The organism is Paralcaligenes ginsengisoli (assembly GCF_054781135.1).
The window spans coordinates 320,922-346,926 of record NZ_BAAGUZ010000031.1 but is presented as its reverse complement, the minus strand read 5'-3'; the positions used below and the strand labels follow the sequence as shown (position 1 = coordinate 346,926).

Here is a 26,005-nt window from a genome sequence, read left to right as displayed (position 1 = left end):
TCCGGTTATTCTGATTTCAACTAGGCTGGCCGCTGCGCGCCTGCTCGAATATATGTACCCACTCGCTATAGCGGGAGGCAATTCGCGCACGGGCGTCGTGCCGATTTGACTTGCCGGCCCGGTAATCGGCGACGGCATCCCAAAAACTGGTGCGTCCCACGGCAAAGCCGGTGAAACCGGGTACCGTGGCCGCGGTCTTTAGCCAGGCCGCCACTTTCGATTCATCCGCGCCACGCCCCAGCACGATGCAGCACACATCGTCACGCCCGTTTCTGCGCACGCTTTGTACGATCCGCTCACAATCCTGGCGGCGATCGAGCCCTTCAATTTTCCAGACATCGGGTTCGATGCCGGCGTCCTGTAAAGCTTCGATGGACTGTCGCATCAGTTCGGGGCGAAGCTGTACGTCATAGGCATTCTTGTCTTTTCCTGTGCGATCGATCTGCGCAGGGGTCGCCGGCACCAATAATTCGAACATGAACAATTGTTGCGCGCTCTGACAGTATTCGGAAAGTTGTCGGATCCGGGCGGTCTGGCGCCGGTTGAGCGCCTCGTCTCCTTCCGGGTTGTAGCGCACCAGGATTTTCGCGAAAACAGGCTTGAAGGTTTCGATGTGGCTCGCGTAATCGTTGCCGTATTCAAATTCAAATTCATCGACACCGCTTTTTTCGACAGATAAGGCGGTGGCGTAACCGTGCTTCAAGGCATCGCGCAACACGGCTGAACCAAATTCTTCGTCGACCAGAAGCGCCGCATAGTTGGACGGCACGCCCTGCGTCAGCGCTTGCCGGAAGCCTTCATAAATCAGTTGCTTGCTGTCGGCTACGGCATCGTGTTCTTGCTGTCCAAGCGGCGGTTCAAACTTGAACATGCCGGTTACGTAGGATTGGCGGTGATCGAAGGGCAGCAGATATAGCGGCTTGTTGTAACCTCTGTTCATGATGGATCCTTTCATAAACTCTAAAAAGTCGGCATCACAGGGTAATGCCGGATGGCGGAAACCGCCGCTCTGTCTTCTAGCGTTTCTTAAGCCTGCGATAGCGCCGAATCAGGGCGTTGCTTGAACTGTCATGCGAAAGCTTCGGTTCCTGTGGACTTTCCAGTTCGGGGATGGTTCGCTCGGCCAATGCCTTGCCCAATTCCACACCCCATTGGTCGAACGAATCTATATTCCAGATAGCGCCTTGCGTGAAGACGCTATGCTCGTACAGAGCCACCAGGCATCCCAGTGTTTCGGGAGTCAGCCGTTCGGCAAGCAGGGTGTTGGTGGGGCGGTTGCCTTCGAAAACACGATGGGGCACCAGCCAATCGGGTGTCCCTTCGGCTTTGACTTCTTCTTCCGTTTTACCGAATGCCAAGGCCTCGGTCTGCGCGAACAGATTGGCCATCAGCAGGTCGTGGTGATGCTCCAGAGGATTCAAAGCCTGGCAAAAACCGATAAAATCGCAGGGAACCAACCTGGTGCCCTGATGGATAAGCTGGTAGAAGGAATGCTGGCCGTTGGTGCCGGGCTCGCCCCAATATACCGGCCCTGTTTGATAATCGACTTTAGTGCCATCGAGCGTAACGTGCTTGCCGTTGCTTTCCATTGTCAATTGTTGAAGGTACGCCGGAAAGCGTTTCAGGTATTGTTCATAGGGCAGCACCGCTACTGTCTGCGCGTCAAGGAAATTGTTGTGCCAGACGGCAAACAGACCCATCAGGACCGGCAGGTTCCGGCTGAATGGAGTGCTGCGGAAATGCTGATCCATGGCACGGTAGCCAGAAAGCATGGCCTGAAAATTCTCTGGCCCAATGGCAAGCATGGTGGACAGGCCAATGGCCGAATCCATGGAGTAACGCCCGCCGTCCCAGTCCCACAAGCCAAACATATGCCTGGCGTCAATTCCAAATTTGGCAACACCTTCGGCATTGGTCGAAACGGCAACAAAATGCTGCGCTATTGCACGCTCATCGCCCATCTTGCTCAAAACCCATTCGCGAGCCGTATGCGCATTGGTCAGCGTCTCGAGTGTCTTGAATGTTTTCGAGCAGATAATAAACAGGGTTTCTTCGGGGTTCAGGTCGCGCGTGGCTTCTATGAAATCGGTGCCGTCTATATTCGACACGAAATGGAAGGTCATTTCACGCCGGCTATAGTAGCGTAGCGCTTCGTAAGCCATGACCGGTCCGAGATCGGATCCGCCGATACCAATATTGATGACATTGCGAATCGGCAAGCCGGTGTAGCCCAGCCATTCTTTGTTATGAATCTTGTGCGTGAAATCGGCCATTTTTTCGAGGACCGCGTGCACTTCCGCTACAACGTCGATGCCATCGAGCATGATCCGTTCTTCTTTGGGAGCGCGCAGCGCCGTGTGCAGCACCGCGCGCCGCTCGGTCACGTTGATTTTCTGGCCGGTGAACATGGCTTCGATGCGTTCGCCAAGCTTGCATTCTTCGGCCAACTGCAGGAGAAGTCCGATCGTCTCAGCGGTGATTCGATTTTTGGAATAGTCGAGGTAAATCCCGCAGGCTTCGACGGCAAAGCGCTCGCCACGCTGCGGGTCGTCGTTGAACAATTGCCGCAGATGCAGCGTGCGCGTTTTTTGATAATGCGCATGCAGTGCCTGCCATGCCGGACCTTGGGTCAGCGGTGGCCGTGACTGAGTAACAGGCTGGCTCATGAATTGCCCCCCGATTTCGGGTTGGCAGGCTTATCCAAACCCTTGCTTTTGGATGCAAGGACCGCCATCAGGTCGCTCCAGGATTTGTTGAAAGACTGTGCGCCTTCGATCTGAAGCTGGGCGGCAAGCGCCGTCACATCCACACCTGCTTGCGAAAACTTGGCCAGCACCGACTCGGCATCGCCGCCGTCTTCCTGCATGGCGCCCGCCAACTCACCATGTTCGGCAAAGGCATGCAATGTATTTTCCGGCATGGTATTGATGGTGTTCGGCGCAGCCAATGCCTCGATGTAAAACGTATCCGGGAATTGCGGGTCTTTCGTGCCGGTGCTGGCCCATAGTAGACGCTGGGGCAGGGCGCCTGTTTTGGCAAGTTTGCGCCATTCTTCAGATGCAAACCGTTCACAATAAGTTTTGTAGCTGCGCCGGGCAATGGCTACACCCAATCGGTTGCGAAGCTCCGGTGGAACCTTGTCGATTACCGCCTTATCCCAGCGGCTTACAAAGATCGACGCTACGGAATTGACCTTGGGATCAAGGCCCGTATCGATCCTGCGTTGAATACCGCGCCAGTATGCATCGGCCGCCGCAATATATTGCTCGCGCGAAAACAGCAAAGTGACATTGATCGGAATGCCCGCAAAGATCGACTCTTCAATGGCATGGATGCCTGCCGCAGTACCGGGAATCTTTATGAACAGATTGGGACAATGCGCCTGGGTATGCAAGCGCCTGGCTTCTTCGATCGTTCCGGCTGCGTCGTCGGCCAGCAATGGAGAAACCTCAAGGGAAACCCAGCCGTCGATGCCGTTGCTCGCGTCATAAGCAGGGCGAAACAGTGCGGCAGCACGTGTCAGGTCTTCCAGCGCCAGTTCAAAAAACAGGGCTTCGCCTGATTTTCCTTCCTTCACTTTTTGCTGAATGGCTTCGTCGTAAGCTGCGGTATTTCGAATGGCCTGGTCGAAAATAGTGGGGTTCGACGTAAGCCCGGTTATCGAAAATTCGGAGCAGTAGCGTTGCAGCGTACCGCTATTGAGCAATTCCCGGGTAATGTTGTCGAGCCACAGGCTTTGGCCGAGCTCATGCAGTTGAGTTGTCGCTTTCATGGAGTACCTCGTTGGCGTGCACGAGCGGGTTCAGGTGCATCGCACAGTGCAGAAAAATCGTGATTGATCAGGTCGCCGATATGTTCGACGGCAAGATCGGCCGGGGGATATTCAGCAATATTATTGGGGTCGAGCGCGTAATGGCCCTGGCGTGGAAAGACTGTTGTAAGGCGCTCTTTCCAGATCTGTTTCATGGCTGCAAGAATGCGCAATTTGTCATCCACCATGACGTAGCGCCTGGCAGGATAGCGTTGTGCGACAGCATTGAGCATTTGTTCTTTGTGCACATAAATCAGTACTCGGCCTTCCACCGCCTTCCAGAGTCCGGAACGCTGGATCTTCCGCGGCTGGAAAATGACATCACCATCCGACAGAATGACCGTCTTGCCCCAGTTGGCCAGGTGTGCAACAGCGTCAAGCGCACCGGGGTATACCAGATCGGCAAAAGGGTAGTCCATGAGAAACTCGGACATCAGCAATAACCGCGGATCATTCATGTCTGCAAGCCGGTAGCGTTGCATGGCGCCCAGGTAATCCACATAGCCGAGTTCCGATCGCAGGTCTTCCAGAATCTCGCTGTATCGGTCCCGGTTCTGTGCTCCGAATTCATGAGCAAGATGATGCATGAGATCGTCTCGCAGGCGGTCGTTGTCCAGCAACGTGTTGTCGACGTCAAGCAGGAAAATCAGTTCATCCGGCCTTACCATCATTTTCCTCCGTCGATGCGGGGTTATGCCAGCCTTCGTCATCCCGGATCATCTGCCGTGCCAGGGGCGGGCCCCAGGTCTGCGGTTCGTATTCCTCGAGCGGCACCGTGTTTCCGAGAAGGGGCGCGACAGTTCGCCAAGCCGCTTCTATGCTGTCGTAGCGGGCGAACAGCGATGCATCACCTTGGAGGGCGTCGCCAAGCAACCTTTCATACGGTGACATTTCGTCGCAAGGATGGCGGTGTGCAACGAGCTCCACAACCTGGCCCGTCATGGCTTCGCCGGGCTTCTTCACGCGGGCGCCCACCGAGATGAGAACGTCGGGGCTGATCCGAAAACGAAAATAATTCGCCTGCCCGGGCACCGTGGCGTCGAAAATACCGTGCGAAGGACGCTTGAGCTTCACCATGACCTCAGTTCCCGTCACCGGCAACTGTTTGCCGGCGCGGATATAAAATGGCACACCTGACCAGCGCTCGTTGTCTATATGCAGACACAAAGCAACGAACGTTTCTGTCTGCGAATCGGGTGCTACGCCGGGCTCTTTGAGATAGCCTTTGAACTGGCCGCGAACCGTCTCGTCAGGCGCGATAGGCCTCATTGCCAGAAAGGCCTGCAATTTGGCATCGCGCATGGCATCGGGGTGATTGTCGGCAGGCGCATCGGTTGCAAGCAGGGAAACCACTTGCAGTAAATGATTTTGCACTACATCGCGAATTGCGCCCACGCTTTCATAAAAGCTTCCACGCCCCTGCACGCCAAATGATTCGGCCATGGTGATTTGAATGCTTTCTATGTGATTGCAATTCCAGATGGGGTCGAGCAATGCATTTGCAAAACGGAAATAAAGAAGGTTCTGAACCGGTTCCTTGCCCAGATAATGATCGACCCGAAATATCGCCTCGGCGGGGAATGATTCCATCAGCAACCGGTTGAGCGCCTGTGCCGAAGGGAGGTCGCGGCCAAAGGGTTTTTCGACAATCACACGGGCATTTTTGGCGCAGCCCGATTTGGATAAACCCTTTACGACCGTCCCGAACAGTTCGGGTGGCACGGCCAGGTAGTGCAAAGGCTGTGTTGCCTTGCCCAATGCCGCATGCAGTTTCTGGTAAGTGGCGTCGTCGAGGTAGTCGCCGCTGATGTATTGGAGCCGCGCCGAGAGCTTATTGAAGGCATCGCTGTCCAGCGTGCTGTGTTTTTCAATGCTGTCGCGCGCCCGGGCGATGAATTGATCAATGCTCCAGGCAGATTTTCCCAGGCCTATGACAGGTATATCGAGCTGCCCGTGACGAATCATGGCCTGCAGCGCGGGGAAAATCTGCTTGTAGGCCAGATCGCCGGTAGCCCCAAAAAAAACGAATGCGTCCGACTTTGATGAAGCCATGTTCAGCCTCCGGCTTTCGGGTTTGATTTCTCCACATGGCCTCCGAACTCGTGTCGCATGGCAGACAATACCTTGTCGGCGAAATCCGCATTGTTGCGCGAGCTGAAACGCTCATACAAGGCGGAGCTCAGGACCGGGGCCGGCACCGCTTCGTCGATGGCGGCCATGATGGTCCAGCGTCCTTCGCCCGAATCCGAAACCCTGCCTTCGAACGAGGCAAGCTGGGGGTCTTTTTGCAGAGCGCTGGCGGTAAGATCCAGCAGCCACGAACCGATTACGCTGCCTCGGCGCCAGACTTCCGCCACTTCGGGTAAATCGAATTCATATTGATAAAACTCCGGATTTCTCAGCGGTGTCGTTTCGGCGTCGACATCGCTGGACCGCGTTCCGATATTGGCATTTCGCAAAATGTTCAAGCCTTCGGCATAAGCAGCCATGATTCCATACTCGATGCCGTTATGGACCATTTTGACGAAGTGTCCCGCGCCGTGCGGCCCGCAATGCAGGTAGCCCTGTTCGGCCGTGCCGTCGCCACGGTTGCGGCCTGGGGTAACAGGCACCGTGTCAGGCCCCGGAGCAAGCGCCGCAAAAATGGGTGCCAGATGTTGTACGGTCGTTTTTTCTCCACCTATCATCAGCGAGTAACCTCGTTCTAGTCCAAAAACACCGCCGCTGGTTCCAACATCCACGTAATGGATTCCGCTTGACTTCAATTCGGTGCTGCGGCGAATGTCGTCGCGGTAATACGAGTTTCCGCCATCGATGACAATGTCTTCAGCGTCGAGCAGCGGAGTCAGTTTTTCCAGCTCGCCATCGACTACCGCTGCCGGCAGCATCAGCCAGAGCACTCGCGGCCTGGACAGCGCGGCAATAAGATTTTCAAGTGTGTCAGTTCCCTTGGCGCCCTGATCTTCGAGTTTTTTTACGGTCTGTGCATGGGTGTCGTACACAACGCATTCATGGCCTTTTTTCATCAGGCGTCGTGTCATGTCGCTGCCCATGCGCCCCAATCCGATCATGCCAAGTTGCATTGAAAATCTCCTGGAAGTTTATTGAAGTAAATTGTTATTCCGGCGCTCGGACCTGCTTGCGTCGCTGCCCGCAAGCGTCCGAAAACTGCTTTGAACCGTTTCGTTTGATTTTGAAACGGTCTTTAAGAGAAGACAACAATTGCCAGAATTAGTTCTTGAAGGGCGCACTGCAAGTGCACTATGGCAGTCCGCATGTAGTCAGTAACCATTATGCGCGCTATCGAACAAAATAACAGCACGCGAGCGGGCCTGGATCTGTACGATTCCGTACAAAATATCAGCAATCCATTGCGTGTTCAAGCAAGTTAGCGGGTATTTTCACTCTTCTGAAAAATTCGGAAACGTTAATTAATCAGATGAGCAATTTACTCAATCGCGGGGATAGGGCCGGTGCTGATTGTTCGATAGCGCACAGACAATATGCCGCCTTGCGTTCATTCTTGCCGAAGCGGTCGATGGGAGTTTTACGTCGTACCGACTTATCGTAAAAATTATTTATCAGGAACTCATCATGAATAAAGATCAAGTCAGTGGGCGCGCTCAAGAGGCAGGAGGCCAGGTCAAAAAGGCCGTCGGCAAAATCCTGGGAATTAAAACTCTTGAAGAAAAAGGCAAGCTTGAGAAATTGGGCGGAAAGGTTCAGTCTGGCTTTGGCGATTCAAAAAATGATCTCAAAAATAAACGTTGATCTTTTTACCGAAAGGGGATGGACATGATTTACGAATATCAGAAACCAGATCGCATGAGCAATGCGCGAGTGAGCAGCCCCAGCGTGGACGTTTGCGTTCTTTGTGAGCCCAGTCTAATGGGCACCAGCGCGCTGGTGGGCAGCTCTGTTCATAATCACAAAGGCGAGGACCTGGGCGAAGTCAGGGAAATCATGCTGGACGTGCATACAGGTCAAGTGAGCTACGCAGTACTGTCTTTCGGCGGCTTCCTGGGTATGTGGGAAAAGCTCTTCGCCGTGCCTTGGGATGCGTTGACCCTCGAGCCGAAGCAGGGGCTCGTAATCTTGCAAGTGGAGATGGATCGCCTTAAACAGGCGCGTGGATTCGATAAAAAAAAATGGCCCAGTACAACAGATTCGCTCTGGCTGCAGGGAATACGACCTTACGATCAAGCCAATCTGTAATAAAAATTCAGCTCCAATAGCCCTTTTTCCGTAGAATTGATGCAGTTTGGTTTCGTAATTTCGATCCAGGGGCTATCTTCGTTATAGCCCGGACTGCTTTTGATCTGCTCGCGCGTAAGCGATACTTCTGTCGAAATGCTGTGCCTAATCTGAAGTCAGTGTGCGATTACCCCCTGGCAACAGGCGATCGCACTCCTTCTTGACCACCTGGTAGCATTCGCAGGCGCGCGCCTCGAGCCCTGGCCGATCAAGGACGGTGATCCGGCCACGACGGTATTCGATCAAGCCAGCCCTTTGTATATTTCCGGCGGCTTCTGTGACGCCTTCGCGGCGCACTCCGAGCATGTTGGCAATGAGTTCTTGTGTCATGACCAACTCGCTGGAAGGAAGGCGGTCGAGGCTTAGGAGCAGCCAGCGGCAAAGTTGTTGGTCCAGTGAATGATGGCGGTTACATACCGCGGTCTGTGCCATTTGCGTCAGTAGCGATTGGGTGTAGCGCAACAATAACTGCTGCATTGGGCCGGCACGATAGAACTCGTCTTTCAAGAATTGCCCTTTCAGGCGATAGGCATGACCGGCGCTTTGCACAACGGCCCGGCTTGGTGTGGTTTCGCCACCCATGAAAAGTGAGACGCCAACGATGCCTTCGTATCCGACGACTGCAATTTCAGCCGATGCCCCGTTTTCCATGACATAGAGCAGTGAAACAATCGAAGTAGTGGGGAAATAGACGTGGCGCATATGCGCGCCGGATTCGTATAGCACGTTGCCAAGCGGCATCGATATCACTTCCAGATTTGGAAGCAGGCGGATGTACTCGTCTGTCGGCAGAGCGGCAAGAAGGTGATTTTCGCGTGGATCGTGAAGGATGAGCATAATTGTTTTTGATCAGTGGCATCGATCGCCCGGCCTGGCCGGCGCCGCTGAATCAGATGCTTGATTGTCCTTGTTATGAATGTCTCGTACTTTATCTACATTCTATGTTGGACATGAGACGTAGTATTGTTCTTCGTCAAAACGGAATTGAACCGTGGGGAACAGATGAACCAGATGGTGGACTGCAGGCCCAAAGGCTTTGGTGCCCGGCGCGTCTAAAGCTTGGCTGCCGCGACGTGGATTGCATCCCTATATTCTGCCCATCAGCAACAGAACGATCACAATCACCAACACCAAGCCAAGGCCGCCGCTGGGACCGTAACCCCAACTACGACTATGAGGCCAACGTGGAACTGCACCGATCAGCAACAAGACCAAGATAATCAGAAAAATCGTTCCCAAAGTCATTTTATATCTCCTAACAGTCATAATGGGCAGGGCAGTCATCGCCACGTCCTCATATCGCACTGTTACATAAATTGGAAACACAGTCTGTGCGGTATCATACACAATGCCCGCTTCGCCGCCATGGTCGCGAGAGGTTTCAATGATGCAATCAAGGGCTTATACGCCCAGGGCGAACAACATCATGAATGTGGCAAAAAGCACAAAATGCGTCATGCCCTCGATGGCATTGGTCTGGCCATCATTAAGATTGATCGCCACGACGACAAGAGTGAGAAGCGTCATGACTGTCTGAACCGGTGTCATCGCCATTTGGAATGGTTGGCCGCTGTATAGCGCCAGTGCTTCCATTGAGGGGACCGTCAAAACCACAGTGGAAAGCGATGCACCCATTGCGATGTTGACCACCGATTGCATGCGGTCCGCCAGTGCAGCGCGTAAAGCGGTGAGGATCTCGGGGGTGGCGGAAATAATGGCAACGATCAACGCTATGGTTCCCAGAGGTACGTTTATTCCCTTGATGCCTTGCTCCAGTGCCTTGGGCAGCAACTCGGCCAAAGCACCCACCACCACGATTCCTCCCACCATTATCGCGATCGAATGTGTGCGTCCCATGTTGGCGGCCGTAGCCGGCAACCGGCGCCGCTTCTTGTCGGGGTAGCTATAGCTAAAGAAATAGCTGTGCGGCCCGGCCTGCATGCGCAGGAACACACCATACAGCAACAGCATTGTGATAATCGTAAAGATGGAATACGCCCGCCAAGCCTCTTTGGCAATAAATTCCGGAACCATCATCGAAATTCCCATAGCCGTCAAGATCATGGCGCTGTAGGTGCGCGCCGAATCGTCGTTATATGACTGCTCACCGTGCTTGAATCCGCCGATCAGCGCCGCTACTCCCAGTATGCCATTGATATCCAGCATTACCGCCGAATAGATACTGTCGCGCACCAGCGTTTTGGATGTAATGCTGGTAGTCATGATGCCCAGCACTACAACCTCGACCAGCACGGCCGATAGCGTCAGAATCATGGTGCCGTAGGGGTCGCCAACCTTCTGCGCGATGATCTCCGCATGATAGGCAATGCTTAGGGACGCGCACAGAATCGCTGCAATCAGGACTATGGCCGTCAGCAGCGCAAGCACTTTTCCGTCATAGGGGAAAAATGTATTGGCGGCATACCCCATACCGGCTGTCGCGATGGCAACGAACAGAAATTTTTCTTGATGCAGGAGATTTTTCATAAATGGCAAGCCCTTCCATTTCAATGACAAGCGGGGCTATGCCCGCAAGATCCTTTACCGCTGCTGGTTGAATTTGCATAAAGCTGGCATTTTGTGCAATCACAATTAAAAGCAAGCAATAACCATGCCAGACAATGGCGCTTGGAGGCCACGCCTCGCACATCGGCGGCGCCAAATATAAAGCCGTAAAATTACCGGATTGTGTAAAAAATACCGCGCACGATATGCTGTGGCTCCTGTCGCGATTCAATCGCAAGGTGCCGGAATTATTTTGAAAATTGCCAGGCACGTTTCTTGCTCGCTTGTTATGGAAATCAGAAAAGATATCCGCGATGGACATTTCGGTGCTTTTCTGTTCTTAACAAGGAGCACACATGAGTGCAGAACAGCATCGCATCAACATAAACCGGCAAAAAGAACGTGTCGTTTTCGACATGAAAGACTTGATCGCCGGCACTGAAGCCCTATTGCGGTCTACTGCTTCCTATACGGGCTCGGAAATCGAACAAGCGCGGGCCAGTTTGAAAGAGCAGCTTCAGTCAGCGCAGCAACAAGCCAGCCAATGGAACCAACTGGCCAAAGACCGATATCGCGATGCTTCGGATGCCACCGACGAGTATGTGCACGACCATATATGGGGCCTATTGGGTGCTGCGGCGGTTGCAGGCCTTGTCATCGGCATGTGTCTGGGCAGTGACAAATGCCGCGGCTGATCTTTTTTTCTGAAATTTTCGGCAGGGTGTAATCGCGACATACTGATCGTGCGCGCATTGCGCGGAAATATTATGAACGACCAAATTGATTTATCTGGCAAAACAGCCGTAACAGAAGAGAATACACGGGCGCCTGGAGCGGGCCCTCACCTGGAGAAGCCTGCGGTAGCCCATGGACAAGAATCGACGTGGGAGGAAAAATGCGAGAGCAGCCCCGAGGAAACACGCCGTGATACTCCTGGGCTTGGCATAAATATCGTTTTTGACCGCTTCGCCCGTTCCGTTACCGGTTGGGCAGGTTCTCCCGCCGCATTCGGGCTGGCCTTTCTGGTAGTCGTCGTGTGGGGAGCCACCGGCCCAATATTTCATTATTCAGAAACCTGGCAATTGGTCATCAATACGGGAACAACCATTATTACCTTCTTGATGGTGTTTATTATTCAGCAAAGCCAAAACAAGGATAGTGTCGCGCTGCACTTGAAGCTCAATGAGTTGCTCGCCTCCCAAAAAGGAGCCAGCAATAGCCTTGTCGATATTGAAAAACTCGATGACGGCCAATTGGAAAAAGTAACGAAATTTTATGCTGAACTGGCTAAACGCGCCGACGAATTGCAGGGCACCGCTCGATCACCCCGATAGTGATATAGCCCCGGGATGCAGTGCGGCAGTCGCTTTTTCGTGCCGTGGCGTTGTTCACTACTCAGGAGCTTGATTTTGTGGCTTTTTTTGTGCTGATGGATACTGGATCGCTGGCCGGAAAGCTTTCCTCCAGGGCTTCGTCCAAAGCCTTCTCCTTTTTTGTCTTGGTCTTTACGTCTGGATTGAGCGCGGGCTTGCCCACGAATTCTTCGCCAGTCCCTGGATTGGCACGCTTGGTAGGAAAAGGCGTATTTTTTCTGCCTAACGCTGTATCGTTCTTTTTCATGCTGCGGCTCCTTGCCACAATTGGGTTATTTGAAGTCAGCAAGCATTGTGCCCAATTATCATCAAGTTCACGCGGCACGCCGCTTGCTTGTTTAAGCGCGTTGGCACACAATTTCATCGTGGCCAAGTCAAATCAACCAATGAGGTGTTTCTATGAAAACAACGAAACGAATCGCGGTTAGTACATTTGTAATGGCAATCCTGCTCAGCCTTGGCGCATGCAGCGGAATGTCCAGGCAAGGTAAAAATACAGCCATCGGCGCTGGTGTAGGCGCTGTAGGAGGCGCAGTTCTGACCGGCGGCAGCACACTGGGAACATTAGGTGGGGCGGCAGTCGGCGGTGTGGTCGGCCACGAGGCCGGTAAGTAACTGATACGCGTTGCTGGCCAGAGGCCAGTCACGCGCTTCATGCGGCGTGGCTCCTTCCTTGTTCCTCTGCTTGAAAAATTTTGCGAAGGAAAAGACTGATATGCTCTATACGATCGCAGTGATTCTTATTGTTTTGTGGCTGCTTGGGATCGTTACCTCGTACACGATTGGTGGTTTCATCCACATTCTTATCGTTGTCGCCATTGTTCTGGTCCTGGTGCGCCTGATTAGCGGCACAAGGTCATAAACTGTAATGCATTAGGCCACTTCCTTCCAAGTGGCCTAATCATGAACACCTTGCGCAGTTGCATCAAGGTGTTCCTTGCATATAAACGCCTCATGGCTACTTCATATATTTGAATTCCGGCATGGATTTCAATTGCTCTTTTGTATAACCCTTGAGTATCAATTTATTGCCCGCCGATGTGACCGCATCAAAAGGTATGGCTACGGCATGGTCACCCATTCCAAGGAAGCCGCCGGCGGCCACTATGAAATATGTGCTTTTCCCGTCAGGGGAAATAATAATGTCATTGACCTCTCCGACTTTCTCGTCGCTTTCGTTATACACGGTCTTGCCCATGACCTTGTCTTTAACACTCCAGCCTGTAACGATGCCGCCGATGTGAGTATTGGTGGTTCCCGCGACGGTCGTGTTTATCTTGGCAGTGTCTCGATGGGCATTGCCGGGGTTTGCATTTATCTCCGGAGTTTCGGATTTAACGCTTTTATCGATGGGCGCACTGTTTTGTGCAAATACGTTCTGCGCCATCAATAAAGGTAAGGAACAAATGGCAAAAGCGAGGATTTTTTTCATAAAAGACCTTTGAGTGGTTGATAAAAATAAGAAGTCCTTGTGCCACGGTGGCTCTGGATAACCTTCAGACTGACAATAGCAGTTGCTATGCATGCGGATCTGTTCGCTTACATACATAAGGCTGAAAAATGCCCTGAATTCCGGTTTGGCACGCTTCACGCCAAGCCAGTGATAGCCGTATGCTGGACACTAACGGGCAGGATGGAATACTGAATAGGAATTGACAGGACAGGGCAAGAGATCAAGAATTGAAAATCACAGACCACATGGCCAGAATCATTCCGGTACAACTGTCCATAAAGAATTGTTACAACTGGTTTGGCAAACATACCGACGTTCTGCTCATCAGGAGCGGCCAATGCTGAGGCAACACAGTTTAGAATTGAACCATCTGCTGGCCGTCATGCCTGCGGAGGAAAGAGATCGATTGACTCCTGATCTGTCGCTGATTGACGTGCCGCTGGGGTATGTCGTCTACGAATCCGGAAATCCGTTGGATCATGTTTATTTTCCCACTACCTCGATCATTTCCTTGCTGCATGTGACCAGAGACGGGGCCTCCGCCGAAATCGCGATTGTTGGAAACGAGGGGGTTGTTGGCATTGCTCTATTCATGGGAGGTGAAACGACGCCAAGCAGGGCAATAGTGCAAAGCGCGGGTCAAGCCTATCGACTCAACGCCCGCACGCTAAAAAAAGAGTTCAATCGCGGAGGTATCTTGCAACGGCTATTGCTGCGCTATACTCAGGCGCTAATTACGCAAATGGCTCAGACTGTCGTATGCAATCGGCATCATTCGATTGATCAGCAATTGTGCCGTTGGCTGCTGTTGAGCCTTGATCGGCTGCCCTCGAACGAGTTGGTGATGACGCAGGAATTGATCGCTAATATGTTGGGGGTGCGCAGACCCGGTGTTACCGAAGCAGCGTTGAAACTGCAGGACGCCGGCCTGATCCATTATAGCCACGGGCACATCCAAGTACTGGACAGGCCGGGCTTGGAGACGCGCGTATGCGAATGCTACGGCGTCGTAAAACGAGAGTTCGATCGTCTGCTGCCGGATCTGCATGCGGCCTAAACGACTACCTTCCCACTTGGTTTCCGACAACCCCGCCCACGGCAGCTCCACCAATTGTGCCTAATGGACTGCCGCCGGTCAGTACCGCACCCGCAACGCCACCCACTCCAGCACCCACAACGGTGTCTGTGCCGCGCCTGGACATGCCGCCGCACCCAGCCATGCTCACGACGACAAGCACAGCCGCCACACCCACGATATATTTGCGAAAGTTACCCATGATGATACCTCTTGTTCGCCGCAAAGGACGATCTGGCGCGGTTGGCTCAAAGAGCCATTGATATAGATATATCGCATACCGCTGAATACTTTTCATGCTAAAGAAAGAAAGGGCGATCGTCTGTTCGACAACGCACATTCAAAGGGGCCAGCTCGAGCGTGGGGCAGCATTGCCATTGGACTTAACAGACATTGTTCTGTAGCGCACAGACGGGTATCTCATTTGGAGGGATGATGTCTTCGATTTAGATCGGAGAATGATATGCGTATTTTTATCTATACATGCCTTGCTGTTCTTACGGCCGCGCTCTCGGGATGTGTATGGGGACCCGGTGGCGGCTACCGTGGAGACCGAAATGACGGCCATCGCGGCAATGCGGTGACTCAGCAACACAGGCCTGACGGCCATATGAACGATTCCCGATACTCTCATGACCAAGGGTGGCAGCAACATTGATTTTTACAATGTGCGACACATCAAAGAGGCTTACTATGTTTACCACCGTTCTTCCCGTTCATAAGGGATTCGAGATTCAGACGTACATCTACGTCAGCAGAGATCAACACGGCATGCCGGCGTGGAAGGGCCAGGGATATGATGTCTCGGTAAGAATTTTCCGAGCCGGCAGCGAGCCCGACATGCTCAATAGCCGGATATTCCCGCTTCCCAGAAGTCTTTCATATGATGCCCTGGGGGAGGCAAGGCGCGCCGGCGTGAAGCACGGAAGAGCCGTCATTGACGGCAGTATTCTGGGCCAGTCTGTATCCGACATGTAGTCACGGGGAAGAACTCGGCGGCGTGGAGCTGGGCGACGCCGCCTTTGGCTTCCTTTCGAAGCCAGCCGAAAAGATAAGGCAGCGGGGCATTGGAATCGACTGAGTTATAAGCGCACGCTGATTAATCCGGCGACTGTCGCGGCCGATAACGCGAAAATCAATGTCCCGATGGCTCGCTTGCGGCTGGTTTGCACCCACAGGATTACACCCGAAATCGACAGAAAAATCAGAGATCCCGCCAAGGTATCAACCAGCAAGATCCACGGGATGCTCATTCCCACGCCTTTATGCAGGTTCATGAGCGTGCCCAGAAAACTATTGTCGGTGCGACGCACGCTTACCGAACGGTTACCCGCCCAGGCATCTACAAGAGTCAGGGAATGCGGGCCGCCAAACCTGAAACTCCAGTGTTCCGGCTGCATGTGCATGGATGGCTGCGCGGAGCCGGCGGTTGCCGGTTCCGCCCATGCGACCCGACGGGCGGGTTCGACGCGTATCGAGGGTGGGCTGTCCAGATTCAATGCTCCCTGCAGCCAGAGGCCCATCTCTTTGGCATTGGGCGGAGTCGGGTCGGGGACGGCAATTTGCATGGTCGTGCGTTGCTGGGCTGCCGCCGGCAGTTTCAGCACTGCCCGATGGTTGAGCCAGATGCCGCTGGTGCCAAACAACAGTCCAAGAAGGGCTCCCCACAGCCCAATCCAGCCATGGGTCTTGCGTATCCAGCGTATAAATCCGGCGCGTCGGTTATGCTGTCGCGCACGTGACGCATGCGTGGTACTGCTGGTTTGAGTAGTATTCATCGTAATCCGTTGGAAATAGGCATGCAGGCGCCAACCTTCAAGGCTGGCCCCATTGCCGCAATAAGTTGTGATAACAGCCAATCAGCGTGCGGCGCGCGGCGGCGTCCGCTCCTGTTTGGTTCAGACGTTGGATGGCGTTGTCCATGTCGAAGAGCAGCGAACGCCGCCCGTCATCGGACACGAGGCTCTGTACCCAGAAAAAACAGGCCACGCGCACACCGCGGGTAACCGGGGTAACCAGGTGAAGGCTGCTTGCTGGATAAATAACCATGTCGCCGGCCGCCAGCTTGACCGCATGTACGCCATACGTGTCTTCCATCTGCAGCTCGCCACCGTCGTAGTCGGAGGGGTTGCTGAGAAACAGGGTGGCGGAAACATCCGTGCGCAGTTTTTGACCAGTGTGCGGATGGATACGAAAGCTGCCGTCCACATGCGCTCCGAAATTCATGCCCTCGCTGTAACGGTTGAACATGGGAGGGTAGACCACATTGGGTAGCGCAGCGCTGATAAACAGCGGATGCCGCTCCAGCGCGCCCACAATGATTTTCTGGCAGGCTTGCGCCACGTCGGAGCGCTCGTCGATCTGCTGGTTGAATTTTACCGGCGCACCTTGATAACCGGCCGTCACGCGTCCATCGACCCAGGCGCTGCCGGCCTGGTCCAGATGGTTGCGGACAGTTTTGACGTTTTCCGGATCAAGTACGTTTGGAACCGAGATCAGCATGATTATTGTTGTGTAGTTTCAAAGTGATTTACATGCGATAAGCCAGCGACAGCATGACAGTGCGGCCGGCTGCTGTGCGATGGCAGTGGGTGACGCAAATAGAGCAAACAGAGCCGTGCCTACAGGGGTGTAGCGATTCATGAGGGAAGTCTTCTTCGGGTAACTTCAGGTCGTGCTGTGTGGTTCAAGCACTTTTTATTAAATACAAATGATAATGGTTATTATTATAATGAATTTTTACGAAAAACTGTCGCGGCGAAACAATTTTTATAATTCCAGGCCCTGTGACAGACGCAGGCCTCTTTGGCTTGTCGGGCAGTTTGGCGCTGAGCTCCAACCCGTCCTGGATCCAATAAAATACTATCCAGTGTGGCTAAATGGAGAAGGCCCATGAAATGGCCTGGTCTACGTACTCTTTGCGCACCAATGACCGTAGTCCTGCTGCTGTCTGGCTGCGCGCAATTGCCTTCTCTAAAAGGGCGGAGCCAGTCTGTGGCCGTTCAGAATACAGCCGATACGTCCCTGGGCACTTTGCTTGAGCCGCTTGTGCTGGCGCATCCTGGAAAATCCGGAGTGATACCCTTGGCAAACGGCCCCCAAGCGTTGGTCACTCGAATTTTCCTGGCGAATGTGGCGCAGCGTTCTCTTGATGTCCAATACTACATCTGGCATAACGATATAGCGGGAACCTTGCTGTTTGAAGCACTGAGTCGCGCAGCCCGGAGAGGCGTCAGGGTTCGGCTGCTGCTTGATGACAATAACCGCGACATTGACGGCATCCTCAGGGCCCTGGACGCGCAGCCCAACATCGAGGTGCGCCTGTTCAATCCTTTTATGCATCGCAGTTGGCGGGTTCTGGACTATCTGGCTGATTTCCCCAGGTTGAACCGCCGCATGCACAACAAATCGTTTACCAGCGACAATCAAGTCACTATCGTGGGCGGGCGCAATATAGGCGACGAGTACTTTGGCGCGGGCCAGGATTTCTTGTTTGTTGATCTGGATGTGCTGGCGGTTGGCCCGGTGGTGCAGGCGGTCTCGAAGGATTTTGATCGCTATTGGGCGAGCGGCTCATCCTATCCCGCCGACCGTATATTACCCAAGGTGGATCCAACTTCTATTTCAGATCTGTCGGCCGCCGCCACTGCAGCCCAACAAGAGCCGGTCGGGCATGCCTACGAACAGACGCTCGCCGCGCTGCCGTTTCAGAAACAGTTGCGCGAGGGCCATCTGCCCTTTGTGTGGGCTACCACTCATATGATTAGTGACGACCCGGCCAAAGGGCTGGGTCTCGCAACAGATAATGAATTGCTGCCGAAGAGGCTCGAGCGTATTTTTGGATCTCCCGAACACGAGTTGCAGATTGTGTCGCCGTACTTTGTGCCGACCTCGACAGGGGTTCGCTACCTTGCCGCCCTGGCAAAGAGTGGCGTAAAAATCACCATTCTTACCAATTCGCTGGAAGCCACCGACGTGGCCATAGTCCATGCGGGCTACGCGAAGCGGCGAAAACCGCTACTGCGCGCAGGCATTGCCTTGTTCGAAATGAAGCGCCTGGAGCCGGGAAGGAGTTCCAGGAAACGAAACCTGACTGGGAGCTCGGGCTCCAGCCTGCATGCCAAGACGATTTCGATCGATCATTCGCGTATATTCATAGGATCGTTCAACTTCGATCCTCGCTCCGCACGCCTCAACACCGAAATGGGTTTTGTAATCGATAGCCCCCAAATGGCACGGGCAATTCCTCAAGCGATCGGCGGCAATGTTCTGAGCCGAACCTACGAAATCCGCCTGAATCCGGCTGGTGAACTGCGATGGCTGGAACATAAAGACGGTAAGGTGATTGTGTACGATACCGATCCAGGCACAGGATTCTGGCTGCGGTTCGGCGTGTCCGTATTGTCGGAGCTGCCAATTGACTGGTTGCTGTAATCTTTTCTATGTATGACAGCGTACAGAAAAGGCTTTGCAATTCGACTACGCTGAGCCTGCTGTCTGAACTTGATGTTGCGTGTACCGATTTTGCAGCGCGGCAAGGTTCGGCTTTCAACCATCAATCATCCTATGAGGCTATCGATGATAAGGCACCAATTGCAACAAAAAATGCTCGCCTGGGAGTCGCGCCAGGTACTGTTGGAGCCACCAGGCGCAGCTAAAGACTTTATAGAAAACTCCAACACTCAATACCAGGCGGCAGCGCGGCCAAAGCGGAGCAAGCCCACCAGGATTCCAGCCAGGATGGACTAAGGCCGGACACTCTGGACTGGAGACTATCACGCAGATCGCCGCAGCTCTGCCGCCGGACGCTTGATCTGGGCGCGATACTTCGATACCGTTCTACGCGCGACGACGACTCCCTCGTGAGCCAATTTGCGAGCGAGCACTACATCAGACAGCGGCTCTTTAGGATTTTCTTCCTCGATCATTTCCTGAATCAGCGCGCGCACGGCCATAGCCGAGCATGACCCTCCCGATCGAGTTGCCAGTTTGCGCGAAAAAAAATGCTTGAATTCGAAGATTCCCGTTGGAGATGCCAGGTATTTATGGCTAGTTGCACGCGATATGGTGGATTCGTGCAAGCCGAGCTCATCGGCGATTTCGCTTAGCATCATGGGGCGTAGCGCCACTGCACCATAGTCGAAAAACGTCTGTTGCCTAGCTACGATGGCTTGCGCCACGCGCTGTATGGTGGCATTGCGCTGCTCCAGGCTGCGCACCAGCCAGCGCGCTTCCTGCAAGGCGTTGGCCATCGGAGAACGGTCGCCACCGTGGGATTCGCGAAATAATTTGGCATAGGTGTTGTTCAGGCGCACTTGCGGCGCCGTATCCTGATTTGTCGTCGTCATCCATAATTTCCCCACCTTGCGCACAATGGCATCCGCAATGACATAACATGAGGGTTCGACGGGAGTAAAACAGGCGGCGGGGCGAGGGTTGAGGCTGCGGATCAACGTACACGCCTGCATGGCCTGTTGTTCTGTGCAGGCCATAAGCCTGGCCAGCCCGCTGTAATCGCAACGCCCCAGTTGTTCGAGCGCATCGGCGGCAATGCGCAGGGCCAGTCCGCGGCCTGCGGTATCATCGTGCAGGGCGTTCAGCTGCAAGCTCAGGCATTCAGACAGATCGCGCGCGCCCAGGCCTGGCGTGTCCAACTGCTGTACCAGCTTCAAAGCGGTGATCCATTCGCTATCGCTGACCGGTGGGCTGAACTGTTTGGCGCCGGCCAGATCGGAAAACGAAGTTCGCAAATAGCCGTCCGGATCAAGCGCATCAATAATAAATTCGATCAGACATCGTTCTCGTGCGCTCAGTTCATAGCCACACAGGCCGGCGCGCAACGAGTCCTGAAGGTTGGTTGGGCTCTGCGCCCATAAGCCCACATCATTGTCTGCGTGACTGTGTGTGCCTGGATAGTCGCCCGAATAGCCGGATGCCGAATCGGCTACGTTGTATTCGAGGTGTTCAACGCCAGGGCCGTCCGCATCCGGTTCAGGAGCGGCGGCCGGCCCTGAACTTGCGGGTTCTTGATTGTGCGCTTCCGATGCTTCCGTGGTGACATCCATGGCCAAATCAGCCGTGCGCAAACCGATGGCGTGCGCACCTTCCGCAGGATCTTCCAAAAAGGGGTTGTTGGCAATTGCCTCGGCAACTTGCCGATTGAAATCCAGCGTAGACATTTGCAGCAGCTTGACTGACTGTTGCAGGCGCGGAGTGAGGCTGGTTTGCTGTTCCGCCTGTATATCATAAGTGAGCTGTACCAATTTGCACCTCGTTTGGAAACATGGGCTCCAGGGCCTATACCATGATTCAAGCAATAACTGTGCCAAGTATGGAAACGAGATGGGAGCCCTGTCCGCCGCATGCCAATATCACATCACCACATCGAGTGTGTGTGACGCCCGAAACTATAAATTACCGATTTGGTGTAAGAAGTACCGGCCCATCGACAGTTGGAACAAGGCTGGTGCGCTGGGCACACTCTATGCTATTTACCTTGGAATAGGTTTATCGGGAAAAAGCCATGGAAAATTCCGTAGAGGCGCGTATCACGATTTTGGTGCTGACAAGTAATCACTGTGCTCAATTGCTGGACACTCTTGGGCTGATTTGCAAGTTGCCTGAACGCTGGCCGATCATTGTTGTTGACAACGGTTCGAACGACGGCACAGCGGCTGCAGTTACCGCGCGCTTTCCCGAAGTGTTGTTGATCTGCGCTGGACATAATCTGGGTGCGGCGGCGCGAAATATCGGCGTGGCCTACGTCCATACCCCTTACGTTGCTTTTTGCGATGATGATACGCACTGGGAGCCGGGCGCCTTGAATCGGGCAGCCCATCTGCTCGACGCAGCGCCCGATGTGGCAGTACTGAGTGCTTGCGTGAAGGTGGGCGTTCAGCGCGAGACGGATCCTCTTTGCGTTTCCATGGGGCATAGTCCTTTAGCCAGAGAGCATTTGCCCGGCCCGCAACTACTGGGTTTTATGGCGGGTGCCTGCGTTATGCGCACGCGGGCCTTTTATGACGTAGGAGGCTACTGGCCGCCGTTCTTCCTGGGAGGAGAAGAGGTCTTGATGGCCCTGGACTTGGCTGAACGCGGCTGGCGCATGGTTTATGCGGACGATGTGGTTATTCGGCATTTCCCGGCTTCCGGGCTGGATTCCCGGCAAGTGCAACACCGCCTTATCCGCAATGCGATCTGGGTGGCATGGATGAGACGCCCCTTACGCGCAGCCTGGCGTGAAACATATTTTCAACTTGCGCAGGCTCGTCAAACCGATATGTTTGGGTGGCTGGTGCTGCAAGTGTTATGGGGCCTACCCCGTGCGTTGCGACTGCGCAGGGTTATTTCGCCCGCTATAGAAGCAATGAGGGATTTGCTTGACCATGCATCGATGCCCCCGTTCATGGGGTCGGCGCGCTGATTTCACGCTAAAAGCGTAGCGCTCCGGCTTCCTCCAGTACTGACGCATCTCTCCTGCTGGAAAAGTGTTTTGTAAAGAATACAGTGGTTTGTAAATAATGCACGGTTGTTTATATAGCACGCCTGAATCGGGATAGGCACAGAATTTGCTGTCGAGTCGACAGCATGTTGCGGCGGCATGGCGTCCTGCCGCTCATTTAAAGAGGTGGATACGTGAACACTCCGTTGGGGTTCGGAAAAATATTGTCTCGTGCGGGCAACAACAGTTATTCGGTCGACACGTCTCAAGCCGAAATTGACCACCTTGTTTCAGCGCTTCGACGGCGCCTGCTTGCAGGCGCCTTGTTTCTGCCTGTAGGCGGCTTGCTGTTTGGCTGTGCCGGCAATGAAAAATCCAGGCCTCCTTATTTCCGAAGCTTCCTCAATGACCACGAGCGCCGATTTGTCGATGCGGCAACGGCCAGGCTGATTCCAGACGAAGATAGCGGTACCGGAGCTCCCACTGCCGCGGTGACCTTTTTTATCGATCGTCAGTTGGCCGGTCCGTATGGGCATGCCCAAACCTGGTATATGCAAGGGCCTTGGGAGAAGGGCACGCCCGAGCAGGGATATCAATTGGCTTATACGCCGGCCGCCCTGTATCGCGTTGCCATTGACAACGTCGACGCTTATTGTCGTCAGGTTTTTCAAAAACAATTCGCCGAATTGTCGCCATCGCAACAGGACCAGGTATTGCATGGGCTCGAGCATGGAAAGATCAAATTGAAAGATGTGCCAGCCAAAGCTTTTTTCACGCTGCTGTGGCAAAACACACAAGAAGGCTTTTTGGCCGACCCCATGTATGGTGGAAATCGAAACTTTACGGGCTGGGCGCTGATCGGATTCCCGGGTCCGCGCTACAACTATGTCGACGAAATCAGCCTCTATGGCAAACCATACGCACAAGCGCCTGTCGGCTTGCTGGGCCGCGACGGAAAACAGGTTTTGAAAGGATAAGCAATGGCAACTCGACTTCCATCTGTTGACGTGGTGTTAGTGGGCTTTGGCTGGACGGCCTCCATTATGGCGCAAGAACTCACCGACGCAGGTCTCCAAGTGCTGGCGTTGGAACGTGGCCGCGATCGCAACACGGTGCCGGATCTGGCGACCACGCTAATCCAGGACGAGTTGCGTTATGCGGTGCGCAATGACATGTTTGAAAACCTTGCGCGCGAAACCCTGACCTTCAGAAATTCGTCGGATCAAACTGCCTTGCCAATGCGCCATCTGGGTTCGTTTCGTCCCGGAGCCGGCGTGGGAGGGGCGGGAGTTCACTGGAATGGGCAGACATGGCGTTTTCTACCTACGGACTTCAAGCAGCGTAGTCATATCGAGGAGCGCTATGGCAAGAAATTCATTCCCGAGGACATGACAATCCAGGACTGGGGCCTGACATACGAAGAGTTGGAGCCTTACTACGACAAGTTCGAGTATCTGTGCGGCATATCGGGGCAGGCCGGCAATATAAACGGAAAAATCCAGATCGGCGGAAATCCGTTCGAGGGCGCGCGCTCGCGCGCTTATCCACTGCCGCCGCTTAAACGCAGCCTGGGTACCGTATTATTTGACAAGGCGGCCAGGGAAGTCGGACTGAACCCATTTCCGGGGCCAGCGGCAAATACATCCCAGCCTTATTTGAACCCTCTGGGTGTGCAAATGGGACAGTGCACTTATTGCGGTTATTGTGAATGGTTTGGCTGCGGCAATTATTCCAAGGCATCGCCCCAGACCACGATTTTGCCGGTACTGCTGAAAAAGGAAAATTTTTCGTATCGGACCGGTTGCGATGTCACCCGCGTCAATATGGACCCATCGGGCAAGCGGGCCACAGGAGTAACTTATGTCGATCTGGAAGGGCGCGAGTTTTCACAGCCTGCCGATCTCGTTATTTTATGTGCCTTTGCTCAGCACAATGTACATTTGCTGCTTCTCTCGGGAATAGGCAAGCCCTACAACCCCAAAACCGGTACAGGCGTGACAGGCCGCAATTACGCCTACCAAATTACCTCTTCGGTCGATGTGTTTCTTGATGACATCATGAACCCTTTTATGGGCGCGGGCGCATTGGGCCAGTGCGTGGACGAGTTCAACGGTGACAATTTCGATCATGGTCCGCACGGATTCATAGGCGGCGGCTATCTCGCTTTATGGACCACGGGCGGCCGCCCTATCCTGCAACACCGCGTTCCAGAGGGGACACCCACCTGGGGTGCAGGGTGGAAGAAAGGTCTGGCGGAAAATTATCTTAAAAGCGCATCGGTCGCGACTCATGGCAGCGTCATGAGTTATCGGGACTCGTACCTGGACCTGGATCCGACTTACCGCGACATTTACGGCAATCCCATGCTGCGCCTGACGTTCGACTTTCATCGCAATGAGCACGATATGTCTCATTTCCTTACCGACAAGGCGACGCTGATTGCCAAGGCAATGAAACCGCGCTCGATCAAGATTATGCAGCGTGACGGTCATTATTCCATTTTGCCCTACCAAACCACGCACAATACCGGCGGCGCCGCGATGGGCGATGATCCCCGCACCAGTGTGGTGAATCGCTATCTGCAATGTTGGGATGTACCCAATGTATTCGTAATGGGGGCTAGCGTGTTTCCGCAAAACGCGGGCTACAACCCCACAGGCACGGTCGGCGCACTGACCTATTGGGCAGCGCACGCCATCCGCACCCGCTACTTGAAAGACCCTGGGCCTTTGGTTCAGGCATAAGCATAAAGGAGACGGGTATGTTTCGGGCACGTCATGCAGCATTGGAGTTGACGGGCATGCTGGGGCTGGTCTTTCTGACCACCCAGGGCGCCTGGGCTCAGGGAACCGGTTTCACCCAGATACAGCGCGGGCGCTACCTAAGCAAAATAGGTGACTGCATGGCCTGTCATACGGCCAAAAATGGAAAGCCATTTGCCGGAGGGAGTCCGGTGCCGACTCCGTTTGGAACCATTTTTTCCAAAAATATCACGCCGGATCTTGAAACCGGCATAGGCAAATGGTCTAACGACGATTTCTACAAGGCGATGCATTTTGGAATAGGCCGAGACGGGCATCATCTTTATCCCGCTTTCCCGTATCCCTGGTATACCAAAATGACCCGTGCCGACGTCGACGCCATTAAGGCCTATCTCGATACACTGACGCCGGTGGCTCAGGCCAACAAGCCGTCGCAACTGCCGTGGCCGTTAAGCACGCAATCGGCCGCCGCGGGCTGGCAAATGCTGTTTTTCCACGCTGGAGAATATAAACCCGTTGCCGGCAAATCCGACATTTGGAATCGCGGCGCTTATCTGGTTGAGGGCGGCGCCCATTGCGCCGCCTGCCACACACCGAAAAATATGTTTGGGGCGACCAAGGAGAATAAAAACCTATTGGGCGGCGATGCGGGGCAGTCGTGGTTTGCGCCCAGCTTGTCTGGCGATATGCGTGATGGAATCGGCTCCTGGAGTACCCAGGATATCGTCGATTATCTGAAAACAGGTGCCAATCGCCACGCGGCCTCGGCCGGTCCCATGACGGAAGTCATCATGAATTCGACCCAATATCTCACCGACGCGGACTTGAAGGCCATGGCGGCATATCTGAAGGACTTGCCCGGTGATGCCGCTCGGAAAGGCGCCGATTCGAGCGTTAAAACCACGCCGGACAAAAGCAAGGTGGAACTTTCGTCTTTGGATCACGGACGGGCACTTTATACCGATAACTGCATAGGATGCCATATGGCCGGAGGAACCGGACAGCCACACGCATTCCCTGTGCTTAAAGGCAGCCCATCAATTCAGGCGGCCAAGGCCGATACGATTATTCAAGTGATACTTTCCGGCTCAAAAATGGCCGATCCCAAAACGCGGCCCACGGGGCTTGCGATGCCGGCCTTCGGATGGAAGCTTAGCGACTCGGAGGTTGCGGATCTGACAACATACATTCGCAACGCCTGGGGAAATCGAGGCACGGCGGTAAGTCCGGACGCGGTAGCCAAAGTGCGTAAAGACGTTCATAAAGCCGGCGCGCCGGAGCAGGGCGCATTGAATAGCCCCTACTGAAAACCGCGAACCACGGCCGGCTTT

The 26,005-nt window shown here is 54.1% G+C and carries 29 protein-coding genes; 13 read left to right on the top strand and 16 right to left on the bottom strand.

Features of this window, described 5'->3' with window-relative positions; genetic code table 11:
• Positions 1-16 precede the first annotated feature (16 nt).
• The 6 genes from ACYVIS_RS15745 to gnd form a co-directional block, all read right to left on the bottom strand.
• Entirely contained in the window at positions 17-955 is a 939-nt protein-coding gene (locus tag ACYVIS_RS15745; protein WP_460874379.1) for a 2-deoxy-5-keto-D-gluconate 6-phosphate aldolase domain-containing protein, read from the bottom strand.
• Between the two features lie 61 nt (positions 956-1,016).
• Positions 1,017-2,666, bottom strand: a complete 1,650-nt coding sequence (pgi, locus tag ACYVIS_RS15740) for a glucose-6-phosphate isomerase (RefSeq protein WP_460874378.1) — start codon at positions 2,664-2,666, stop codon at positions 1,017-1,019.
• Positions 2,663-3,772 (bottom strand): transaldolase, encoded by a 1,110-nt coding sequence (gene tal / locus ACYVIS_RS15735; protein WP_460874376.1) that lies wholly within the window; start codon positions 3,770-3,772, stop codon positions 2,663-2,665. The genes pgi and tal overlap by 4 nt, the downstream gene beginning before the upstream one ends.
• Complete coding sequence (locus ACYVIS_RS15730) at positions 3,769-4,479, bottom strand: HAD family hydrolase (RefSeq protein WP_460874405.1); 711 nt, start codon at positions 4,477-4,479, stop codon at positions 3,769-3,771. The genes tal and ACYVIS_RS15730 overlap by 4 nt, the downstream gene beginning before the upstream one ends.
• A complete protein-coding gene (gene zwf / locus ACYVIS_RS15725) occupies positions 4,463-5,863 on the bottom strand; it encodes a glucose-6-phosphate dehydrogenase (protein WP_460874375.1) in 1,401 nt (466 codons plus the stop codon). Before zwf ends, ACYVIS_RS15730 begins: the two co-directional genes overlap by 17 nt.
• A 2-nt stretch (positions 5,864-5,865) precedes the next feature.
• Positions 5,866-6,894: a phosphogluconate dehydrogenase (NAD(+)-dependent, decarboxylating) gene (gene gnd / locus ACYVIS_RS15720; protein WP_460874374.1), complete on the bottom strand. Its 1,029-nt coding sequence runs from the start codon at positions 6,892-6,894 to the stop codon at positions 5,866-5,868.
• 511 nt (positions 6,895-7,405) lie between these two features.
• Here gnd and ACYVIS_RS15715 point away from each other — a divergent pair.
• Positions 7,406-7,582, top strand: a complete 177-nt coding sequence (locus ACYVIS_RS15715; protein WP_460874373.1) for a CsbD family protein — start codon at positions 7,406-7,408, stop codon at positions 7,580-7,582.
• A gap of 24 nt (positions 7,583-7,606) precedes the next feature.
• A complete protein-coding gene (locus tag ACYVIS_RS15710; protein ID WP_460874372.1) occupies positions 7,607-8,026 on the top strand; it encodes a PRC-barrel domain-containing protein in 420 nt (139 codons plus the stop codon).
• A gap of 144 nt (positions 8,027-8,170) precedes the next feature.
• Here the strand turns inward: ACYVIS_RS15710 and ACYVIS_RS15705 are convergent, their stop codons facing one another.
• The 4 genes from ACYVIS_RS15705 to ACYVIS_RS15690 all read right to left on the bottom strand — a co-directional run bounded on the left by ACYVIS_RS15705 (position 8,171) and on the right by ACYVIS_RS15690 (position 10,892).
• Positions 8,171-8,902 carry a Crp/Fnr family transcriptional regulator gene (locus ACYVIS_RS15705; RefSeq protein WP_460874371.1) on the bottom strand — a complete coding sequence of 244 codons (732 nt, stop codon included), beginning with the start codon at positions 8,900-8,902 and terminating at the stop codon, positions 8,171-8,173.
• 249 nt (positions 8,903-9,151) lie between these two features.
• Complete coding sequence (locus tag ACYVIS_RS15700; RefSeq protein ID WP_232743181.1) at positions 9,152-9,310, bottom strand: DUF3309 family protein; 159 nt, start codon at positions 9,308-9,310, stop codon at positions 9,152-9,154.
• A 156-nt stretch (positions 9,311-9,466) separates the two neighbouring features.
• Positions 9,467-10,552 (bottom strand): calcium:cation antiporter, encoded by a 1,086-nt coding sequence (locus ACYVIS_RS15695; RefSeq protein ID WP_460874370.1) that lies wholly within the window; start codon positions 10,550-10,552, stop codon positions 9,467-9,469.
• On the bottom strand, positions 10,461-10,892 hold the full coding sequence (locus ACYVIS_RS15690) for a hypothetical protein (RefSeq protein ID WP_460874369.1): 432 nt from the start codon (positions 10,890-10,892) through the stop codon (positions 10,461-10,463). Before ACYVIS_RS15690 ends, ACYVIS_RS15695 begins: the two co-directional genes overlap by 92 nt.
• A 34-nt stretch (positions 10,893-10,926) precedes the next feature.
• Between ACYVIS_RS15690 and ACYVIS_RS15685 the strand changes: the two genes are divergently transcribed.
• Both ACYVIS_RS15685 and ACYVIS_RS15680 read left to right on the top strand, forming a co-directional pair.
• The gene (locus ACYVIS_RS15685; RefSeq protein WP_460874368.1) at positions 10,927-11,265 is read left to right on the top strand and encodes an ElaB/YgaM/YqjD family protein; all 339 of its coding nucleotides are present in this window, start codon (positions 10,927-10,929) and stop codon (positions 11,263-11,265) included.
• 249 nt (positions 11,266-11,514) lie between these two features.
• A complete protein-coding gene (locus ACYVIS_RS15680; RefSeq protein WP_460874404.1) occupies positions 11,515-11,904 on the top strand; it encodes a low affinity iron permease family protein in 390 nt (129 codons plus the stop codon).
• Positions 11,905-11,965: 61 nt separating this feature from the next.
• On the opposite strand, the gene ACYVIS_RS15675 is transcribed toward ACYVIS_RS15680, so the two are convergent.
• Positions 11,966-12,190: a hypothetical protein gene (locus tag ACYVIS_RS15675; protein ID WP_232743178.1), complete on the bottom strand. Its 225-nt coding sequence runs from the start codon at positions 12,188-12,190 to the stop codon at positions 11,966-11,968.
• A 152-nt stretch (positions 12,191-12,342) separates the two neighbouring features.
• Here ACYVIS_RS15675 and ACYVIS_RS15670 point away from each other — a divergent pair, with 152 nt between their 5' ends.
• Positions 12,343-12,558: a glycine zipper 2TM domain-containing protein gene (locus ACYVIS_RS15670; protein WP_460874367.1), complete on the top strand. Its 216-nt coding sequence runs from the start codon at positions 12,343-12,345 to the stop codon at positions 12,556-12,558.
• Between the two features lie 100 nt (positions 12,559-12,658).
• A complete protein-coding gene (locus ACYVIS_RS15665; protein ID WP_232743176.1) occupies positions 12,659-12,805 on the top strand; it encodes a lmo0937 family membrane protein in 147 nt (48 codons plus the stop codon).
• 96 nt (positions 12,806-12,901) lie between these two features.
• Here the strand turns inward: ACYVIS_RS15665 and ACYVIS_RS15660 are convergent, their stop codons facing one another.
• Positions 12,902-13,534 carry a PRC-barrel domain-containing protein gene (locus ACYVIS_RS15660; RefSeq protein WP_460874366.1) on the bottom strand — a complete coding sequence of 211 codons (633 nt, stop codon included), beginning with the start codon at positions 13,532-13,534 and terminating at the stop codon, positions 12,902-12,904.
• Positions 13,535-13,733: 199 nt separating this feature from the next.
• Between ACYVIS_RS15660 and ACYVIS_RS15655 the strand changes: the two genes are divergently transcribed.
• Positions 13,734-14,453 (top strand): Crp/Fnr family transcriptional regulator, encoded by a 720-nt coding sequence (locus tag ACYVIS_RS15655; protein WP_460874365.1) that lies wholly within the window; start codon positions 13,734-13,736, stop codon positions 14,451-14,453.
• A 4-nt stretch (positions 14,454-14,457) separates the two neighbouring features.
• On the opposite strand, the gene ACYVIS_RS15650 is transcribed toward ACYVIS_RS15655, so the two are convergent.
• Positions 14,458-14,616, bottom strand: a complete 159-nt coding sequence (locus ACYVIS_RS15650; RefSeq protein ID WP_460874403.1) for a glycine zipper 2TM domain-containing protein — start codon at positions 14,614-14,616, stop codon at positions 14,458-14,460.
• A 548-nt stretch (positions 14,617-15,164) separates the two neighbouring features.
• Here ACYVIS_RS15650 and ACYVIS_RS15645 point away from each other — a divergent pair.
• Positions 15,165-15,449 carry a hypothetical protein gene (locus ACYVIS_RS15645; protein ID WP_460874364.1) on the top strand — a complete coding sequence of 95 codons (285 nt, stop codon included), beginning with the start codon at positions 15,165-15,167 and terminating at the stop codon, positions 15,447-15,449.
• Between the two features lie 104 nt (positions 15,450-15,553).
• Here ACYVIS_RS15645 and ACYVIS_RS15640 read toward each other — a convergent pair whose 3' ends face one another.
• Together ACYVIS_RS15640 and ACYVIS_RS15635 are read right to left on the bottom strand one after the other, a co-directional pair.
• Positions 15,554-16,249, bottom strand: coding sequence for a PepSY-associated TM helix domain-containing protein (locus ACYVIS_RS15640; protein ID WP_460874363.1), 696 nt, complete (start codon positions 16,247-16,249; stop codon positions 15,554-15,556).
• 37 nt (positions 16,250-16,286) lie between these two features.
• Entirely contained in the window at positions 16,287-16,973 is a 687-nt protein-coding gene (locus ACYVIS_RS15635; protein ID WP_460874362.1) for a Fe2+-dependent dioxygenase, read from the bottom strand.
• A 492-nt stretch (positions 16,974-17,465) separates the two neighbouring features.
• Here ACYVIS_RS15635 and ACYVIS_RS15630 point away from each other — a divergent pair, with 492 nt between their 5' ends.
• Positions 17,466-18,905 (top strand): phospholipase D family protein, encoded by a 1,440-nt coding sequence (locus ACYVIS_RS15630; protein ID WP_460874361.1) that lies wholly within the window; start codon positions 17,466-17,468, stop codon positions 18,903-18,905.
• A 341-nt stretch (positions 18,906-19,246) separates the two neighbouring features.
• Here the strand turns inward: ACYVIS_RS15630 and rpoN are convergent, their stop codons facing one another.
• Positions 19,247-20,734 (bottom strand): RNA polymerase factor sigma-54, encoded by a 1,488-nt coding sequence (gene rpoN, locus ACYVIS_RS15625; protein WP_460874360.1) that lies wholly within the window; start codon positions 20,732-20,734, stop codon positions 19,247-19,249.
• Between the two features lie 260 nt (positions 20,735-20,994).
• On the opposite strand from rpoN, the gene ACYVIS_RS15620 reads away from it, so the two are divergent.
• The 4 genes from ACYVIS_RS15620 (at position 20,995) to ACYVIS_RS15605 (ending at position 25,981) form a co-directional block, all read left to right on the top strand.
• Positions 20,995-21,894, top strand: coding sequence for a glycosyltransferase family 2 protein (locus tag ACYVIS_RS15620; RefSeq protein WP_460874359.1), 900 nt, complete (start codon positions 20,995-20,997; stop codon positions 21,892-21,894).
• 212 nt (positions 21,895-22,106) lie between these two features.
• On the top strand, positions 22,107-22,889 hold the full coding sequence (locus ACYVIS_RS15615) for a gluconate 2-dehydrogenase subunit 3 family protein (protein ID WP_460874358.1): 783 nt from the start codon (positions 22,107-22,109) through the stop codon (positions 22,887-22,889).
• Positions 22,890-22,892: 3 nt separating this feature from the next.
• Entirely contained in the window at positions 22,893-24,656 is a 1,764-nt protein-coding gene (locus ACYVIS_RS15610; RefSeq protein WP_460874357.1) for a GMC family oxidoreductase, read from the top strand.
• Between the two features lie 17 nt (positions 24,657-24,673).
• Positions 24,674-25,981, top strand: coding sequence for a c-type cytochrome (locus tag ACYVIS_RS15605; protein ID WP_460874356.1), 1,308 nt, complete (start codon positions 24,674-24,676; stop codon positions 25,979-25,981).
• Positions 25,982-26,005 lie beyond the last annotated feature (24 nt).